Annotated in this window: 15 protein-coding genes, 1 tRNA gene and 1 pseudogene; 13 read left to right on the top strand and 4 right to left on the bottom strand. The window is 59.0% G+C overall.

What is annotated here, in order from left to right; translation table 11 throughout:
- The first annotated feature begins 152 nt into the window (after positions 1 to 152).
- The 5 genes from mgtA (at position 153) to NDJ82_RS16980 (ending at position 8,678) form a co-directional block, all read left to right on the top strand.
- Positions 153 to 2,858 carry a magnesium-translocating P-type ATPase gene (gene mgtA, locus NDJ82_RS16960; RefSeq protein WP_250925909.1) on the top strand — a complete coding sequence of 902 codons (2,706 nt, stop codon included), beginning with the start codon at positions 153 to 155 and terminating at the stop codon, positions 2,856 to 2,858.
- A 16-nt stretch (positions 2,859 to 2,874) separates the two neighbouring features.
- Complete coding sequence (locus tag NDJ82_RS16965; RefSeq protein WP_099585075.1) at positions 2,875 to 3,591, top strand: MgtC/SapB family protein; 717 nt, start codon at positions 2,875 to 2,877, stop codon at positions 3,589 to 3,591.
- 281 nt (positions 3,592 to 3,872) lie between these two features.
- Entirely contained in the window at positions 3,873 to 4,502 is a 630-nt protein-coding gene (locus NDJ82_RS16970) for a response regulator transcription factor (protein ID WP_099585074.1), read from the top strand.
- Between the two features lies 1 nt (position 4,503).
- Positions 4,504 to 8,121 (top strand): transporter substrate-binding domain-containing protein, encoded by a 3,618-nt coding sequence (locus tag NDJ82_RS16975; RefSeq protein WP_250925910.1) that lies wholly within the window; start codon positions 4,504 to 4,506, stop codon positions 8,119 to 8,121.
- 134 nt (positions 8,122 to 8,255) lie between these two features.
- Complete coding sequence (locus NDJ82_RS16980; protein ID WP_099585072.1) at positions 8,256 to 8,678, top strand: ANTAR domain-containing protein; 423 nt, start codon at positions 8,256 to 8,258, stop codon at positions 8,676 to 8,678.
- On the opposite strand, the pseudogene NDJ82_RS16985 reads toward NDJ82_RS16980, so the two are convergent.
- From NDJ82_RS16985 to NDJ82_RS27465, 3 genes and pseudogenes are all read right to left on the bottom strand, one after another.
- Positions 8,675 to 8,884 (bottom strand): annotated as a pseudogene (locus tag NDJ82_RS16985) (aldo/keto reductase); the annotation flags it as partial. The gene NDJ82_RS16980 and the pseudogene NDJ82_RS16985 sit on opposite strands and share 4 nt — an antisense overlap.
- Before the next feature lie 142 nt (positions 8,885 to 9,026).
- Positions 9,027 to 10,097 (bottom strand): 3-deoxy-7-phosphoheptulonate synthase, encoded by a 1,071-nt coding sequence (locus NDJ82_RS16990; protein ID WP_250925911.1) that lies wholly within the window; start codon positions 10,095 to 10,097, stop codon positions 9,027 to 9,029.
- A 341-nt stretch (positions 10,098 to 10,438) separates the two neighbouring features.
- A complete protein-coding gene (locus tag NDJ82_RS27465; protein WP_256592835.1) occupies positions 10,439 to 10,573 on the bottom strand; it encodes a hypothetical protein in 135 nt (44 codons plus the stop codon).
- Positions 10,574 to 10,719: 146 nt separating this feature from the next.
- On the opposite strand from NDJ82_RS27465, the gene NDJ82_RS16995 reads away from it, so the two are divergent.
- Positions 10,720 to 11,469 carry a carbon-nitrogen hydrolase family protein gene (locus NDJ82_RS16995; RefSeq protein WP_250925912.1) on the top strand — a complete coding sequence of 250 codons (750 nt, stop codon included), beginning with the start codon at positions 10,720 to 10,722 and terminating at the stop codon, positions 11,467 to 11,469.
- Positions 11,470 to 11,895, top strand: coding sequence for a GNAT family N-acetyltransferase (locus tag NDJ82_RS17000; protein ID WP_158876454.1), 426 nt, complete (start codon positions 11,470 to 11,472; stop codon positions 11,893 to 11,895). It abuts the gene before it with no gap.
- A 35-nt stretch (positions 11,896 to 11,930) separates the two neighbouring features.
- Here the strand turns inward: NDJ82_RS17000 and NDJ82_RS17005 are convergent, their stop codons facing one another.
- Positions 11,931 to 12,170, bottom strand: a complete 240-nt coding sequence (locus NDJ82_RS17005) for a DNA-binding protein (RefSeq protein ID WP_034097254.1) — start codon at positions 12,168 to 12,170, stop codon at positions 11,931 to 11,933.
- Between the two features lie 82 nt (positions 12,171 to 12,252).
- Between NDJ82_RS17005 and NDJ82_RS17010 the strand changes: the two genes are divergently transcribed.
- From NDJ82_RS17010 to NDJ82_RS17035, 6 genes are all read left to right on the top strand, one after another.
- The gene (locus NDJ82_RS17010) at positions 12,253 to 12,618 is read left to right on the top strand and encodes a helix-turn-helix domain-containing protein (RefSeq protein ID WP_099585068.1); all 366 of its coding nucleotides are present in this window, start codon (positions 12,253 to 12,255) and stop codon (positions 12,616 to 12,618) included.
- A 151-nt stretch (positions 12,619 to 12,769) separates the two neighbouring features.
- Positions 12,770 to 13,411, top strand: coding sequence for a response regulator transcription factor GacA (gene gacA, locus NDJ82_RS17015; RefSeq protein WP_099585067.1), 642 nt, complete (start codon positions 12,770 to 12,772; stop codon positions 13,409 to 13,411).
- A 1-nt stretch (position 13,412) separates the two neighbouring features.
- Positions 13,413 to 15,236, top strand: coding sequence for an excinuclease ABC subunit UvrC (gene uvrC / locus NDJ82_RS17020; protein ID WP_250925913.1), 1,824 nt, complete (start codon positions 13,413 to 13,415; stop codon positions 15,234 to 15,236).
- A 32-nt stretch (positions 15,237 to 15,268) separates the two neighbouring features.
- On the top strand, positions 15,269 to 15,829 hold the full coding sequence (pgsA, locus tag NDJ82_RS17025; protein ID WP_099585065.1) for a CDP-diacylglycerol--glycerol-3-phosphate 3-phosphatidyltransferase: 561 nt from the start codon (positions 15,269 to 15,271) through the stop codon (positions 15,827 to 15,829).
- A gap of 60 nt (positions 15,830 to 15,889) precedes the next feature.
- Positions 15,890 to 15,965 (top strand) — tRNA-Gly (locus NDJ82_RS17030).
- A 399-nt stretch (positions 15,966 to 16,364) separates the two neighbouring features.
- Positions 16,365 to 16,931: a YuaE family lipoprotein gene (locus tag NDJ82_RS17035; RefSeq protein WP_244643838.1), complete on the top strand. Its 567-nt coding sequence runs from the start codon at positions 16,365 to 16,367 to the stop codon at positions 16,929 to 16,931.
- Positions 16,932 to 17,200: the final 269 nt, after the last annotated feature.

Raw genomic sequence — 17,200 nt, forward strand, 5'->3', positions numbered from 1 at the left:
CGACGCTGACCAGCACCTGAGTAACCTTGGGATGCTACGGACGCGCCTGCCTTTTGCGGCGGGCGGGCCAAGCCGGCTGTGCCTGTCTGACAGGCGCGGTGCGGATGGGCAGTACCTGCACGACGGTTTTTTCCTCGCGCAGGAGTAACACCATGAACCTCACTCTGTTGAAAGAGTTCTTCGCCGGCTTCCTGCGGACCCGGCACATTGCCCGGCATTTCCGTCGCCTGGCCATGCTCGAAACCGTCACCGACGCCAGCGTCAGCCGCGAAGTGCCGCCGACCCTGGCGCAAACCCTGGTGGTCGCGGCCAACAGCAGCACCGTGCAATTGCTCGGCACGTTGGGCAGCCATGCCGAGGGGTTGAGCCCTCAGGAAGCTGACGCCCTGCGCGTGCAATATGGCCTCAACGAAGTCGAGCACGAGCAGCCGCTGCCGTGGTGGGTGCACCTGTGGCACTGCTACAAGAACCCGTTCAACCTGCTGCTGACTTTGCTGGCGGTGATCTCCTGGCTGACCGAAGACATGAAGGCCGCCACGGTGATTTTCTCCATGGTGGTGCTCTCGACGCTGCTGCGTTTCTGGCAGGAGGCCAAGTCGAACAAGGCCGCCGACGCCTTGAAAGCGATGGTCAGCAACACCGCCACGGTACTGCGCCGCGATGCGGCCAAGCGCATCGAGTTGCCGATCAAACAATTGGTGCCTGGCGACCTGATCGTGCTGTCGGCCGGCGACATGATCCCCGCCGATTGCCGCGTGCTCAGTGCCAAGGACTTATTCGTGAGCCAGGCGGCGATGACCGGCGAATCGATGCCGGTGGAGAAATTCGCCCAGCAGCAGGACGCCCACACCCGCAACCCCCTGGACCTGGACAATATCCTGTTCATGGGCACCAACGTGGTGTCCGGTGCAGCGACGGCGGTGATCCTGACCACCGGCAACAGCACCTATTTCGGTGCGTTGGCGCAACGTGTGACGGCCACTGACCGTGCCACCACTTCGTTCCAGCATGGCGTGAATAAAGTCAGCTGGTTGCTGATCCGCTTCATGTTTGTGATGGCGCCGCTGGTGCTGTTCATCAACGGCTTCACCAAGGGCGACTGGACCGAGGCGCTGCTGTTTGCGCTGTCGATTGCCGTGGGCCTGACCCCGGAAATGCTGCCGATGATCGTCACGTCCACCCTGGCCAAGGGCGCGGTGTTTTTGTCGCGCAAGAAGGTCATCGTCAAGCGTCTGGACGCGATCCAGAACTTCGGCGCAATGGACGTGCTGTGCACCGACAAGACCGGCACCCTGACCCAGGACCGGATTTTCCTGGCGCGCCATGTGGACGTGTGGGGCGAAGAATCCGACGACGTATTGGAAATGGCCTACCTCAACAGCTACTACCAGACTGGCCTGAAAAACCTGCTGGACGTGGCGGTGCTGGAGCATGTGGAGGTGCATCGCGAGCTGAAAGTCGGCACCGCGTTCCACAAGGTCGACGAGATCCCGTTCGATTTCAATCGCCGCCGCATGTCGGTGGTCGTGGCCGAGCAGGGCTTGCCGCACCTGCTGATCTGCAAGGGCGCCGTGGAGGAGATCCTCTCGGTGTGCAACAGCGTGCGCCACGGCGACACCAACGAAGCGCTCACGGAGGAACTGCTGGCGCGCATTCGCCAAGTGACCGCCGCGTTCAATGAAGAAGGCCTGCGTGTAGTGGCCGTGGCCGCGCAACCGATGGCACCGGGGCGCGACACCTACAGCCTGGCGGATGAAAACAACCTGACGTTGATCGGCTACGTGGCCTTCCTCGACCCGCCCAAGGAAAGCACCGCGCCTGCTCTCAAAGCCCTGAAAGCCCATGGCGTCGCGGTCAAAGTGCTGACCGGTGACAACGAGCTGGTGACTGCAAAGATCTGCCGCGAAGTGGGCCTGGAGCAACAGGGCCTGCTGATGGGCAACGACATCGAAGACATGACCGATGCCGAGTTGGCCAAGGCCGTGGAGACCACCAATGTGTTCGCCAAGCTGACGCCCAGCCACAAGGAACGCATCGTGCGCCTGCTCAAGGCCAACGGGCATGTGGTGGGTTTTATGGGCGACGGCATCAACGATGCGCCGGCGCTGCGCACGGCGGACATCGGTATTTCGGTGGACAGCGCGGTGGACATTGCCAAGGAAGCGGCCGACATCATCCTGCTGGAAAAGAGCCTGATGATCCTGGAAGAGGGCGTTCTGGAAGGGCGCCGCACCTTCGCCAACATGCTCAAGTACATCAAGATGACCGCCAGTTCCAACTTCGGCAACGTGTTCTCCGTGTTGGTGGCGAGTGCATTTATCCCGTTTCTGCCGATGTTGCCGATGCACCTGTTGGTGCAGAACCTGCTGTATGACATTTCCCAGATCGCAATCCCGTTCGACAACGTCGATGACGAGATGCTGGCCAAGCCACAGCGCTGGCAGCCGGGGGATGTGGGGCGCTTCATGCTGTTTTTCGGGCCGATCAGTTCAATCTTTGACATCACCACGTTCGCACTCATGTGGTACGTGTTTGATGCCAACACGCCAGACCATCAGACGCTGTTCCAGTCAGGCTGGTTTGTGGTGGGGCTGCTGACCCAGACGCTGATCGTGCACATGATCCGCACGCCGAAAATTCCGTTCCTGCAAAGCCGTGCAGCAATTCCGTTGATGGTGATGACCGGCGTGATCATGGCGGTGGGAATTTTCCTGCCGATGGGGCCGCTGGCGCACTACTTCAAATTGCAGGCGTTGCCGTCGCTGTATTTCGTGTTTTTGCCGGTGATTCTGCTGGCGTACATGGCGCTGACCCAGGCGGTGAAGGGCTATTACATCCGTAAGTTTGGCTGGCAATGAGCAGGGACGATTTCCGATGCAAGCAATCAACAACATCAACCTCGATTCCCTGATCGACACCCTGGTCAGCCTCACCGCCGCGTTTATCCTCGGCGGCCTGATCGGTTTCGAGCGCCAGTACCGCCAGCGCACGGCGGGCCTGCGCACCAATGTGCTGGTGGCGGTGGGGGCGGCGATTTTTGTCGATATGGCCAGCCGCCTCGGTGGCGCGGAAGGCGCGGTGCGGGTGGTGGCGTATGTGGTGTCGGGCATTGGCTTTCTCGGTGCCGGCGTGATCATGCGCGAAGAAGGCAACGTCCGTGGGCTCAACACCGCCGCCACGCTGTGGGCGTCGGCGGCGGTAGGGGCCTGTGCCGGCGCCGACCTGGTGCTTGAAGCGTTGCTGGGCACACTGTTTGTGCTGGCGGCCAATACCTTGCTGAGACCCATCGTCAATAACATCAACCGCCAGCCGCTTGATGTGGTGTCCGCGGAGGTCACGAACATCCTCTATGTGATCGCCCGGCGCACTCAGCAAACCGCGGTATTGGCGTTGCTGGAAGCCGAATTGGCGCGGTGCAATTACCCGGCCAGCGATGTCGATGTGCGACCGTTTGGCACCGAAGAGGTGGAAATCGAAGCCACGCTGGCGGTGACCTCTGTGGACGGTGACGAACTGGACGCCCTGGTCGCACGGATTTGCAGGTCGAGCCTGGTGGTGCAGGCCTTCTGGAGCCCGAGTACGACCGAGTAGTTCTGGACACCTGGTCTTGCGTTATTGAGGAAAAGTCCTACAAGCAGTCGAGAGTATCCCTTCATTTTGAACGGCACACGGTTGATAAGGTTGCGCGCTTGCGTCTGCTCAGGAATCAAGGCGTCGCACTACACGTAGTTACTGTGTTTTTCAAAGGAGGGGCCTTTTCTGCCTGAAGCGTCGTACAGAGTAGTCAGTACCGTTTGTCGGAACTGTTACTTTTCACAGGTAGTTGGGTCTCGCGTGATATGTCAGCGTACTGATGTTCTCCGGGGACTCTTATGAGCAACAAAGCTTTAATTGTGGACGATCACCCTTTTATACGCGCCACCGTCAGGTACCTGTTGAAGCAGGAAGGCTTCGATAGCATCTACGAGGCGGATAACGGTGCCGACGCCATGCAGGCTGTGCGCGAACAGCATCCGGACCTGATCATTCTGGACCTGGCGATGCCTAAACTCGGTGGGCTGGAGGTGATCAGTCGGGTCAAGGCGCTTGGGTTGGACTGCAAAATCCTCGTGCTGACCTCGTACCTGGCGGTGTTTTTTTCCACCCGTTGCATGCGCGCTGGAGCGATGGGGTTCGTCTCCAAGACCGGCGAGCTGGATGAGCTGCAAAAGGCGATAAGGGCGATCAGGTCTGGCTACAGCTGCTTCCCTAGCTTGCCTACCAGCTCGGTGCGGCGCGACGACTTGCAATCCACTGAGCGGGAGTTGGTGGAGGCGTTATCTGACCGTGAGTTGGCCGTGCTGCAGAAGCTGGCGCTTGGCCTGGGCAACAAGGAGATCGCTGAGAACATGCTGTTGAGCCACAAGACTATCAGTACCTACAAGACGCGCCTCAAGGAGAAATTGCGAATGTCATCGGTGGTGCACCTGTCCAAGTTCGCTCAGCGCAATCACTTGATCTGAAATGATTGCCACCCGTCTGTTGAGGTACGTGGCCATGCTGCTGGTGGGGCTGATGCCCTCTGGTGTGATGGCCCTGGATGAGCCGCACACACTGCGGCTGTTGGGCCACTCCACCCTTGAAGGGCCGCCGGTGGTGCTGGACGAAGCCGATTGGTCTTGGCTGCGCACCCAGCGCACATTGTCGATGGGGGTGTCGGCGCCCGATTACGCGCCCTTTGATCTGAGTAATAACAACGATGAGCTGGAGGGCATCACTGCCGATTATGCGGCGCTGATCGCCCAGGCGTTGAACATTACCATTGAGGTGCGGCGTTACGACACCCGCGATGAGGTGATCGAGGCCGTCAAGACCGGCGCCGTGGATTTTGTGGGGTCGGCCAATGGGTATGAGGCGGCCGACCCTGAGTTGGCGCTGTCCCGTTCTTACGCCAACGACCAGCCCGCACTGGTAGCGCGCGCGGGGGAAAGTCACACGCTCACGGCCGACCTTGCGGGCAAGCGCGTAGCGATGCTCTACCACTACATGCCGCCCGACGCTGTCCAGGCGTTCTACCCCAAAGCGCAATTGCTTTTGTTTGCCTCGACCTTCGAAGCCATCGGGGCCGTCGCGTTCGGCCAGGCGGATGTCTACCTGGGCGATGCCATCAGTGCCCGCTACCTGATCAACAAGAACCACCTCAATAACGTGCGCATGGCGGATTTTTCGGCGTTGGAAGTCAATCCTTTCGGATTTGCCTTCGCCAAAGATAACCGGCGCCTGTTGAACATCGTCAACGTCGCGCTGGCTGCTGTCCCGGCCAGCCAGCAGATGGAAGTCCTGCGCCGTTGGAGTGCTGGCGGTAGCGGTTTTCTGGAGGCCGATCAGTTGCGCCTGAGCGAAAGTGAGCGGCGCTGGCTGGAGAAAAACCCACGGGTGAAAGTAGCGGTTCCCGACAAACTCGTGCCGTTGTCTTTTTTCAACGAGCAAGAGCAATTCGAAGGGTTGAGCGCCGAGGTGCTGACGCGTATCAGCTTGCGCACGGGCTTGAAATTTGATGTGGAGCGCGGCAGTTCACTGCCCAAGCTGATTGAGCAGGCAAGTTCAGGTCGCGTAGACATGCTGGCGGTCGTCACCCCGAGCGTGGAGGGAGCCGAGAAAATTCGCTTTACCCGGCCTTACCTGTCCAACCCCTATGTGTTGGTGGTACGCGCCGACGACGAACATCTGGTAACCCTGGAAGATATGCCCGGCAAGCGCCTGGCGATTATTCGCGATACCAGCCTTTCTGCGCAGATCGCCCGGGATTACCCCAGTATTGAGTATGTTGATGTCGAGAGTCCTGAACAGGCCATGGAATTGGTGGCCAAGGGCAGTGTCGAGGCGACGGCCGTTTCGCTGATCAGTGCGCGCTATATGATCGCGCGCCATTACCGTGAGCGCCTGCGCATCACCAGTACCGTCGGTAGGGAGCCTGCGCGTTTTACCCTTGGGGTCAGTCGCAGCCAATTAGAGTTGTACTCGATCCTCGACAAGGCGTTGTTGAGTATTTCCCCGGAAGAGATGGACGAACTGACCAATCACTGGCGCAGTGAAATCATCCTCGAAGACAGCTACTGGATACGCCATCGCAATGTGATTATCCAAGGGTTCGGCCTGGCCGCCCTGCTGTTGTTGGTCACCCTGGGCTGGGTGTTCTATCTGCGCAACCTGATTCGCAAGCGCGCTCAGGCCGAGCGTGCCTTGAGCGACCAGATGCGGTTTATGGGCGTGCTGATCGATGGCACGCCGCACCCGATTTATGTGCGCGACCGCCAGGGTCGCTTGATGGCCTGCAATAATGCCTATCTCGATGTGTTCGGCTTCAAATTGGAAGACGTCATCGGTAAGACCGTGGTGGAAACCGACACCGGTAACCCGCCCCAGGCCCAGTCGTTCCATGCGGATTACTTGCGCTTGATGGCAGAGGGCGAGCCGCAGATCCATGACCGCGTGCTCAAGTTGCCTGCCGGTGGTGTGCTGACCATCTACCAGTGGATGCTGCCGTACCGTGATAGCCATGGCAGTGTCGTGGGCATGATTGCCGGTTGGGTGGATGTCAGCGAGCGCCAGCGGTTGTTGGGCGAACTGCAGGAGGCCAAGGAGGAGGCTGACGCCGCCAATCGCGCCAAGACCACCTTCCTGGCGACCATGAGTCACGAGATCCGTACGCCTATGAATGCGGTGATCGGCATGATCGAGTTGGCCCTGAAAAACGCCGAGCATGGCAGGGCCGACCGCGATGCGCTGGAGGTTGCGTCGGTGGCATCCCGCAGCATGCTGGAGTTGATCGGCGATATTCTCGACATTGCGCGGATCGAATCCGGTCACCTGTCCCTGAGCCTGGAGCCGGCTAACCTGCATGAACTGCTGGCCTCTGTGGCGCGGGTATTCGAAGGGTTGGCGCGGGACAAAGGCCTGATGCTGCAGGTGGAGCTTGACCCGTTGATCGACAGGGTAGTGTTGGTCGACCCGCTGCGCTTTAAGCAAGTGGTGTCCAATCTGCTCGGGAACGCGATCAAGTTCACCAACGCCGGCCAAGTGCGCCTGGGCGCCCAGTGCGCACCGGCAGTGGCTGGCGACCTGTTGAACCTGCGCTTGTGGGTCGAAGACTCGGGCATAGGTATCAGCGCCGAAGATCAGCAGCGTTTGTTCAACCCCTTTATCCAGGGTCACAACAACGGGCAGTCGGCGCGCAGCGGTTCGGGCCTGGGGTTGGTGATCAGTCGTGACCTGTGCGAGATGATGGGCGGTCAACTGCACCTGACCAGTGTGCTGGGCAAGGGCACTCGGGTTGACGTGGCGGTGGCACTGACGACCACCACGCAGGTATCGGCCAGCGCAGAGGCTGCCAACCTTCCACCGGCTGCCACGTTGAACATCCTGGTGGTAGATGACTATCCGGCCAACCGCCTGCTGCTGGCGCGGCAACTGAGTTTTCTGGGGCATCGCATCAACACGGCCGAGGATGGTATCCAAGGGTTTGCACTGTGGCAGGCCGGGCAGTTTGATGGCGTGATCACCGATTGCAATATGCCCTTGAAGGACGGTTATGCGCTGGCACGTGATATTCGCGCCGATGAGCGCGAGCGTGGGCTGAAACCGTGCCTGATACTGGGGTTTACCGCCAATGCCCAGCCGCAGGAGACCGAACGTTGCCGGCAAGCAGGTATGGACGGTTGCCTGTTCAAGCCTACCGGGCTTGATGACTTGAGGTTGGCCTTGGCGTCACGTACCGCCGAAACCGTAACGGATGAAGCCTCGCCGGCGTTTGATTTAAACCCGCTGCTTATGCTGACGCAGGGTGATAACGCTGCCCTCAACGAGCTGCTGTTGCCGTTGCTCGACAGTCTCGCAGAGGACCGTAGGCGCTTGTCGGCGCTGAACGGCCAAGGCGATATCGCCAAGCTTCATGACTTGGCTCATCGTGTCAAAGGCGGCGCTCGCATGGTCAAGGCCCAGGTGTTGATCACTTGCTGCGAGACGTTGGAAGACGTGTGTGAGCGGCGTGACAGCAGTGGGTTGGGCGCTGCGGTCGAGGCGTTGGACGTGGCCATCGAACAGTTGCATCACAGCCTGAGTCGGTACCGCAATCAGGCTTGACTGAGGTGGATGGCCATTCGGTGGATTTGGGAGAACTCCTACACGAAGGGGGAACATGCCTGATTTTGTCTTCGGGATATGTCTGGAAAATGGGCGTCGCTCACTGACGAGCGCTGCCTGCCCAGGGGTTTGCCATGCCGAACAAAGCACTGACCATCCTGATTGCCGATGAACAACACCTGCAACGGTTGTACATCGAGAAAATGCTCAATCAGTTGGGGTACCACCGGATCGTGCCGGTACAAACCTTCGAAGAGGTCCAGATACTGACGGCCATCCCAGCCGAGCCCTTTGACGTGCTGATCATCAATGCGGGGCTGACAACTCATGCCTGTGGGCCCCAACCCCAGGTGCGCCATGTGTTGGTCTACGATCACCTGGATTTGGGTGCAGCCCCCGGCGTAACACCGGCGGTGCTGGTACGGCTGCCCGGCGTGCCGGACAACGTCAATCTTGAACACTTCATGGACATTATCGACCCACCCGAGGCCTGCGCCGGCCTGCGGGTGTTGCCCTGGCTGCGTGAATTATCACGCACACGGGTAGCAGGGATTTAGTCCCACTTCGGCGCGATGCCCTTGGGGCTGGTCAAGCGATGGCCGCGCTCCAGCCCGGCAATCTGCGCCATATCGGCAGCGCTCAAGGTCAGTGGCACGGCCTTGAGGTTGCTTTCCAGGTTGGCGCGCTTGGTCGACGAAGGGATGACCGCATAACCCAACTGCATGGCCCAGGCCAGGGTCACTTGTGCCGGGGTGGCGTGGTAGGCAATGGAGTCAAGTATCCCGCGTCGTTCCTTCGCAAACACAGCCGAATCCGAAAAGGACTCTTGACTGCAAATCACGAATGGCAAGTGTGTGGGGCGGGGTGTTGAGGCGCTGTACCCGCTGTAGCAGCGCCTTGATCGATCACTCTTGAGCGCGCAGGCGCTCTGCAGCGTTGCGCAACAACTGCTCGGTGGCGGCCCAGCCGAGGCAGCCGTCGGTCACGGACACACCGTATTTCATCGACGGGCTCAATGGCTGGCAGCCTTCGAACAGATGGCTTTCGAGCATCATGCCGATCAGCGCGGTGTCACCCTTCAAGCGCTGTTCCAGCACATCGTTGAACACGGCTGGCTGGCGCAGTGGGTCCTTGCTGCTGTTGGCGTGGCTGCAATCGACCATGATCCGTGGCATCACCTTGGACTTGGCGAGATCGTGTTTCACCGCTGCCACGCTCTGGGCATCGTAGTTCGGCCCGCTATGGCCGCCGCGCAGCACCAGATGGGTATCAGGGTTGCCTGGGGTCTGGATGATGGCCGGGTGGCCCTGGCTGTCGACGCCGAAGTGGCGGTGCGGGTGGGACGCCGAGCGCATGGCGTCACAGGCAATCGCGACGCCGCCGTCGGTACCGTTCTTGAAGCCCACGGGCATGCCCAGGCCGCTGGCCATTTCGCGGTGGATCTGGGATTCCGTGGTGCGCGCGCCAATTGCCACCCAACTGAGCAGGTCATCGAAGTAGCCGGCGGCCATGGGTTGCAACAGCTCGGTGGCGACCGGCAGGCCCAGGCGCAGCATTTCGCGCATCAGTTCGCGGGACAGGGTCAGGCCAGCCGCCATGTCATCGCTGCCATCCAGGTGCGGGTCGTACGCCAGGCCTTTCCAGCCGATGGTGGTGCGCGGTTTTTCGACGTAGGCGCGGATCACCAGCAACATCTGGTCGCTGACCTCAAGGGCCAGTTTCTTCAGGTTTCGCGCGTATTCCATGGCCGATTCCGGATCGTGGATCGAGCACGGGCCGACAATTACCAGCAAGCGTGAGTCTTCGCCATTGAGGATGGCGCGCACGGCTTGGCGATTGGCGTGGATCTGTTCGTTGAGGAACGGGCTGAGAGGGAGCTGGTGCTTGAGCTCAAGCGAGCTGGGCAGGCGCTGAGTCAGGGCTTCATTGGCGCTGGTCAGGTTTGAAACAGGCAGAGCGGCGACGGAGGAGTTCATATTCAAGGCTTCCTGGGCAAGCGGCGGGTTGCTCCCGCGCGCTTGGCCTACTGGGGTGTTCGACAATTGGCCGTATCGGCTACGTGTGTTGGCTTGCCACCCATTGGTGACCGATCGGAGGCGGCAGGCTGTCCCGAGCGGAGCTTGCTAAATCGCCATGCAGTGCAAGTGTCGTAGCGGTAATAAGTGGCGTAGTTCATGTCGTGATTCCTTTAAGTGTTCTTGATCAAGCTGAAAAGTGTGTGGGGACCTGAAAAACAAAACCCCCGGTCGGGGAGCCGACCGGGGGTTAGATTTCTCTGGTAGGCGACCCCTTGAGCAGTGGGCGCCGATTTCAGGTATCAGGCGCGCCAGTGGCTAAACCAATACCCAAAATAAGAGCTGACCAGTGCGCTCAAACCGTTCACACGGGTAGCCGACACCGAGCGCTGGGCGCTGGCAGTCGGGCAAACCTGAGTGTGGGTGAGTTGCAACATGGTATGTCTCCAAATGATGGGGGGAGCTTACTAGAGGCACGCAGGGGGATTCAATCAGTAATTTCTATTGCGGTGGGGTACTTACGGCTATGGGGTGAGTGCCGATATGCTGGTAACACTTAGATATTGATTGCTTGGACGCGACCATGACTGCCTTCACCCTTGCTGCTGCTCAATCCATTTCCATTGCGGGCGATGTGCCGGCCAATATCGAACGCCACCTGGCATTTATGCGCGCTGCGGCGCAGCAGGGTGTGCAATTGCTGGTGTTCCCCGAGTTGTCGTTGACGGGCTATGAACCGTCGCTGGCGGCTGAGTTGGCGATCGCGCCAGAGGACCAGATGCTGGCGCCCCTGCGTGAAATGGCACAGGAGCTGCGACTGACGGTGGTGGTGGGTATGCCGATCCGAATGGCGCCACAGACAGGTGTGTTGATCGGTGCGCTGGTGCTGGGCGCAGATGGCTCACTGGCGGTCTATACCAAGCAGCATCTGCATGATGGTGAAGAAGGCGCGTTTGTCCCAGGGCAGGGCGGTGCGGCCCTTGAGTTCGGGGATGATCGGATTGCACTGGCGGTGTGTGCGGACTTTTCCCATGCTGGCCATCCGCGTGCTGCGGCCCAATCGGGTGCCACGGTGTATGCCGCCGGTGTGTTGATCAGTGAGGGCGGTTACGCAACGGACAGTGCGCTGCTCCGAGGCTACGCTGCGGAACATGGCCTGGTGGTGTTGATGGCCAACCATGGCGGCCCCTCGGGTGGCTGGGCGTGCGCCGGTCGCAGTGCGATCTGGGCCGCCGATGGCGGTTTGCTTGCGGCTGCGCCTGGGGTAGGCGATGCGTTGCTGATCGCCCGTCGCGACGGTGAGCGTTGGACTAGCCAAGTGATGGCCCTCTAAATGGTTTTTCACCTACGCGCGGCGACGGATCAGCACTTGCCCTTCGCACGAACGCTCACCCACGAAGCGATGGCCCGCTATTACGTGCAGTACGGGCTGTGGTGGTCCAACGATGGCTTCGACACCGCCTGGGCCGGTCGGGAAAATTGGCTGATCTGCCGCGACGACGCCGTGCTGGGGTTTGTGAGCCTGAGTCGCGACAGCCGTGCGCTCTACATTCGCGAGTTGCATATGCTCGAAGACTGTCGCGGGATCGGCGCCGGGACCTGGGTGTTGGGGCAGATGGCGCTCAAGGCACAGAGGCTTGGCCGATTGCGTCTGACCGTGTTCAAGACGAATCCGGCAAAAACGCTTTATTTGCGTATGGGGTTCAATATCGTGGGTGAAGAAGACTGCTTCTGGCGCATGGAACGTGTCTGTAGTTAAACCATGCGTTGAATCCCAATAAGCGCATACTGGCCTCAGGAGTCGACTTCCTGATCGTTGTTTTGGCCATCAGCCTCAGAAAGGATAATCCCCTCTTTCATGCCCAGAAGGACCGCTACCTTATGGGCCTCTCCACGTCGTCCCTTTTTGCGCCCAGCGAGCACTTGATAGGTGGTTGCCGGATCGACGCCATGTTCTCGGGCGAACGCTTGAACTGATTTTCCTTGGTGTTCCAGCCAGGCCTTGGCTTGTGCAGCAGTACGGATTCCGGGCATAGTTCAAAACCGTTCAAGTTTATTTAACTAAGAGATGAGTGTGTCACCTCTTGGGGTGTGCCAAATAGGATCATACATCCAAATGAGTGGAATCGGTTCGCGTTTGAGGCAAGAAAGAGAGCGACTTGGCTTGTCGCAAAAAGTATTTGGTGAAATAGGAGGCGTTGAGGCCAACGCACAAGGCAAATACGAAAGTGGAGGGCGGGCACCTAAAGCGGACTACCTGTCGCGGGTCGCCGAAAGAGGCGTGGACGTGCTGTATGTGTTGACCGGTGTGGCCACGCCGATTCAATTGGAAAACCTGAGCCAGATTGAAGAGAAGGTGCTTGGGGACTACCGCGCAATGTTCAAGGAAGACCAGGCTGCGATCCGTCGTCTGACCTCGACCCTCGCCGAGCATTCATCCGCGATGAACGGAAAAGCCAAGCCGCAGCCCCAGGATTCCTGACCCTTCGCCCAGCAAATCAAGCCACCCGCCTGCCAGCGGGTGGCTGTCGTTTAACCAAACTCCATATATATGACGTGTGCAACTAGGTCTGCGCCTTGGTTTTTTGCTAAGGTGTTCAGCAACCTATAAGACCATTTCGCGAGGTGTCTGCTTGATTAGGGTGCTAGTAGTCGATGACCATGATCTCGTTCGTACAGGCATTACACGAATGCTGGCTGACATCGATGGCCTGCAAGTAGTCGGCCAGGCAGAGTCAGGGGAGGAATCCCTGATCAAGGCCCGGGAGTTGAAACCCGATGTGGTGTTGATGGACGTCAAGATGCCTGGGATTGGCGGTCTTGGTGCGACGACCAAATTGCTGCGCAGCCATCCGGACATCAAAGTCGTAGTGGTGACCGTGTGCGAGGAAGATCCGTTTCCGACACGTCTGCTGCAGGCAGGCGCTGCGGGTTACCTCACTAAAGGCGCTGGCCTGGCGGAAATGGTCCAGGCCATTCGCCTGGTGTTTGCCGGCCAGCGCTATATCAGCCCGCAGATTGCCCAGCAACTGGCTATCAAGTCCTTCCAGCCTGTCAGCGACTCGCCGTTTGATACGCTGTCAGAGCGGGAAATCCAGATCGCCTTGATGATCGTCGGTTGCCAGAAGGTCCAGACGATCTCCGACAAACTGTGCCTGTCACCCAAGACCGTCAACACCTACCGCTATCGCATTTTCGAGAAGCTCGCTATCAGCAGTGATGTTGAATTGACCCTGCTCGCGGTGCGCCACGGTATGGTGGACGCCAGCGCCTGACATGACCACACCGTTTGATCCGAGTGCCTTTCTCTCAACCTGCAGTGGCCGCCCCGGCGTGTACCGCATGTTCGACGGCGAGGCACGCCTGCTTTACGTCGGCAAAGCCAAGAACCTGAAGAACCGTCTGGCGAGCTACTTTCGCAAGAGCGGTCTCGCGCCGAAAACCGCCGCACTGGTGGCGCGTATCGCCCAGGTCGAAACCACCATCACCGCCAATGAAACCGAGGCGCTGCTACTTGAACAGACGCTGATCAAGGAATGGCGACCGCCCTATAACATTCTGCTGCGTGACGATAAATCCTACCCCTACGTGTTTTTATCCGACGGTAACTTCCCACGCCTGAGCATTCACCGTGGGGCGAAGAAGGCGAAGGGCAAGTACTTCGGGCCTTATCCCAGCGCCGGGGCGATCCGTGAAAGCCTGAGCCTGCTGCAAAAAACCTTTTTTGTGCGCCAGTGTGAAGACAGCTTCTTCAAGAACCGCACGCGGCCTTGCCTGCAATACCAGATCAAACGTTGCAAGGGGCCGTGCGTTGGGCTGGTGGAACCGCAGGAGTACGCCGAGGATGTGCGCCATTCGGTGATGTTCCTCGAAGGACGCAGCAACGCGCTGACCGACGAGCTTTCCACGGCCATGGAGCAGGCGGCCAGCACCCTGGATTTCGAGCAGGCAGCAGAATTGCGCGACCAGATCTCCTTGCTGCGCCGGGTTCAAGACCAGCAAAGCATGGAAGGTGGCACTGGCGATGTGGACGTGATCGCGGCCTTCGTCAACCCAGGCGGCGCCTGTGTACACCTGATCAGCGTGCGCGGCGGACGAGTGCTGGGCAGCAAGAATTTCTTCCCGCAGACCGGGATCGACGAGGAAGTGGCCGAAGTCATGGCCGCCTTCCTGGGCCAGTACTATGTGAGCAGCCCTGAGCGCGACCTGCCGTCGGAGCTGATCGTCAATGTGGTGCACGAAGACTTCCCCACCTTGATCGAAGCGATTCACGAACTTCGCGGCCGGGAACTGGACATCAGCCACCGTGTACGCGGCACCCGAGCGCGCTGGCAGCAACTGGCGGTGACCAACGCCGAGCAAGCCCTGAGCGCACGCCTGGCCAATCGACAGCATGTGGCCGCACGCTTCGACGCCCTAGCCGAAGTCCTCAACCTGGACGAGCCGCCACAGCGCCTGGAGTGCTACGACATCAGTCACTCCAGCGGCGAGGCCACTGTGGCCTCCTGCGTTGTGTTCGGGCCGGAAGGGCCGATCAAGTCCGACTACCGGCGCTACAACATCGAAGGCGTGACCCCCGGCGACGACTATGCCGCCATGCATCAGGCCCTCACGCGCCGCTTCAGCAAGTTGAAGGACGGGGAGGGCAAGTTGCCGGATATCCTCCTGGTCGACGGCGGCAAGGGTCAGCTGTCCATGGCCCGCGACGTGCTCAATGAGCTGGCGGTACCCGATCTGATCCTGCTGGGCGTCGCCAAGGGCGCCACGCGCAAGGCCGGTTTCGAGACGTTGTACTTGAATGATGCCGCCCATGAGTTCACTTTGAAGGGCGATTCACCCGCGCTGCATTTGATCCAACAGATTCGCGACGAAGCCCACCGTTTCGCCATTACCGGCCACCGCGCCCGCCGTGGCAAAACCCGGCGAACCTCAACCCTGGAAGGGGTGGCAGGGGTCGGCCCGACGCGACGTCGTGACTTGCTTAAACATTTTGGTGGCTTGCAGGAGCTGTCCCGTGCCAGCATTGACGAGATAGCCAAAGCACCCGGTATCAGTAAAAAGCTCGCTGAGCTGATTTATGCGAATCTGCACAGCGAATAGAATGCCTTTCCACCTCGTAGCCAGTTGTGCCGATGAATATCCCTAATCTGATCACCGTTCTACGCGTCCTGCTCATTCCGATTTTTATACTGTTGTTCTATTTGCCGTACGAATGGAGCTACCTGGCCTCCAGTTCAGTGTTCGCCTTTGCGGCCGCTACCGACTGGCTCGACGGCTACCTGGCCCGCCGCCTGGAACAGAGCACGCCTTTCGGCGCCTTCCTGGACCCTGTGGCCGACAAACTCATGGTGGCCGTCGCCCTGGTCCTGCTGGTGCAGGAGCATGGCAACCTGTGGCTGACCCTGCCAGCCGCGGTGATCATCGGCCGCGAGATCGTCGTCTCGGCGCTGCGCGAATGGATGGCCGAAATCGGCGCCCGCGCCCATGTGGCCGTGTCCAACATGGGCAAATGGAAAACCGCCGCGCAAATGCTCGCGCTGGTGATCCTGCTGGCAAACCCGTCGGACTTCACCTTCTGGGTCCTGCTGGGCTACGCCTTGCTGCTCATCGCCGCCGGCTTGACCCTGTGGTCGATGCTCCAGTATCTGCGCGCCGCCTGGCCGCATCTGCGCACTGAGGTTGAAAAGAAATAAAACTTTTTTGAATCAAGAGGTTGACGGGTGCTCAAGATTCTATAGAATGCGCATCACCAAGCGGGAATAGCTCAGTTGGTAGAGCACGACCTTGCCAAGGTCGGGGTCGCGAGTTCGAGTCTCGTTTCCCGCTCCAAGCATTAAGAAAAAGCCACTCAAACGAGTGGCTTTTTTTTGCCTGAAATTCACCAAACAGAAGCTTCGCGTCTTTTTCGTTTCTGCGCAAAACCACTGGCATCCGGGGTAATCCGCTACGCTCATGTACCTTTTCCTGGAAGACTCACCTCAAGGCACAGCCGCTCAATGAGGCACATCAGGTGATGCCAATTTTGATAGTTGGAGCTTCAGGCGTCGCTCATGGTTTCGCCTCAAGATGTCCGGCACCCGCAGTAATTGTCCCATTGTACTTGTGGCGTTTTTGACAAGCTTTTACTCGTCATGTCGTTGTTTTTTTACTATTATCGGTTAGCTGCGCACTCAAGGAAGAGAGGCTGAGTGCCTTGAGGCTGGTAGAAACTTTACCCTCGATCATTGAATGAGTTCTTACCTTTACCCCGAACGTAATGACTCAGCCAACCATAATTACCCCTTGGTGAAACCGATGAATAAAATTTGTGGCATCGTTGTATCGGTAGGGCTCGCCCTCTCTGGATGCGCTACGAAAACTCCAGAAAAACCTGGAGTGACTCCAGAACCTGTCGTCGTCCAGCAATCACCAGCTGAAGTCTCCACCCCTGCAGCCGCAAACCCATCTGAGGGTTATTCGGTGCGGTATGAGTCTGCCGCTGCTGCGGCCCCGGTCGCTGTCTCGCCCCATACGACTCAGCCAGAACCAGAAGCGAGCTCAAACATCTATAGCGCTGAGCAATGCCGCAAAGAGCTCGATGTTTTGAAGGTTTACAACAAGGCGTCGTACAATAAATACGAGGCGGAATACCAGGCAATCGCCAGCAAGACGGGTAAATACATGGAAATCAAAGACTCCATAAGCCCGGATATTAACGATATGGTGATGCCAGCTTATCAATTTCAAATTCGTGAGTTCTGCTTCCGAGTCAAGAGCCGTCTGACGCAGCTTGTGATTCGCCAAGCCAGGCAATGATTTCTTCAGGGCGCGATTTACGCCAGATGAGGGCACACTGAAAAAGACGCTACGGCGTCTTTTTTCGTTTCTGCGATAAACCGCTGAAGCCCAGGCTGGCGTTGTTTGTCCTCTGGGTATCTCAAACCTCACGTGTCGGTAAAATTATGAGGCTTGGCTAATCGTTCATGCCTGCTCTGGCTGGTGATAGCGCGGTAGCTCGATGTCCTGTGAAATTCAGATTACCTCGTAAAAAGTTTTATTGACTAAAATAAATTATCGGATAATTA

Origin of the sequence: Pseudomonas sp. SR18 (assembly GCF_023701505.1) — a bacterium.
Taxonomy (GTDB): domain Bacteria; phylum Pseudomonadota; class Gammaproteobacteria; order Pseudomonadales; family Pseudomonadaceae; genus Aquipseudomonas; species Aquipseudomonas cyclaminis.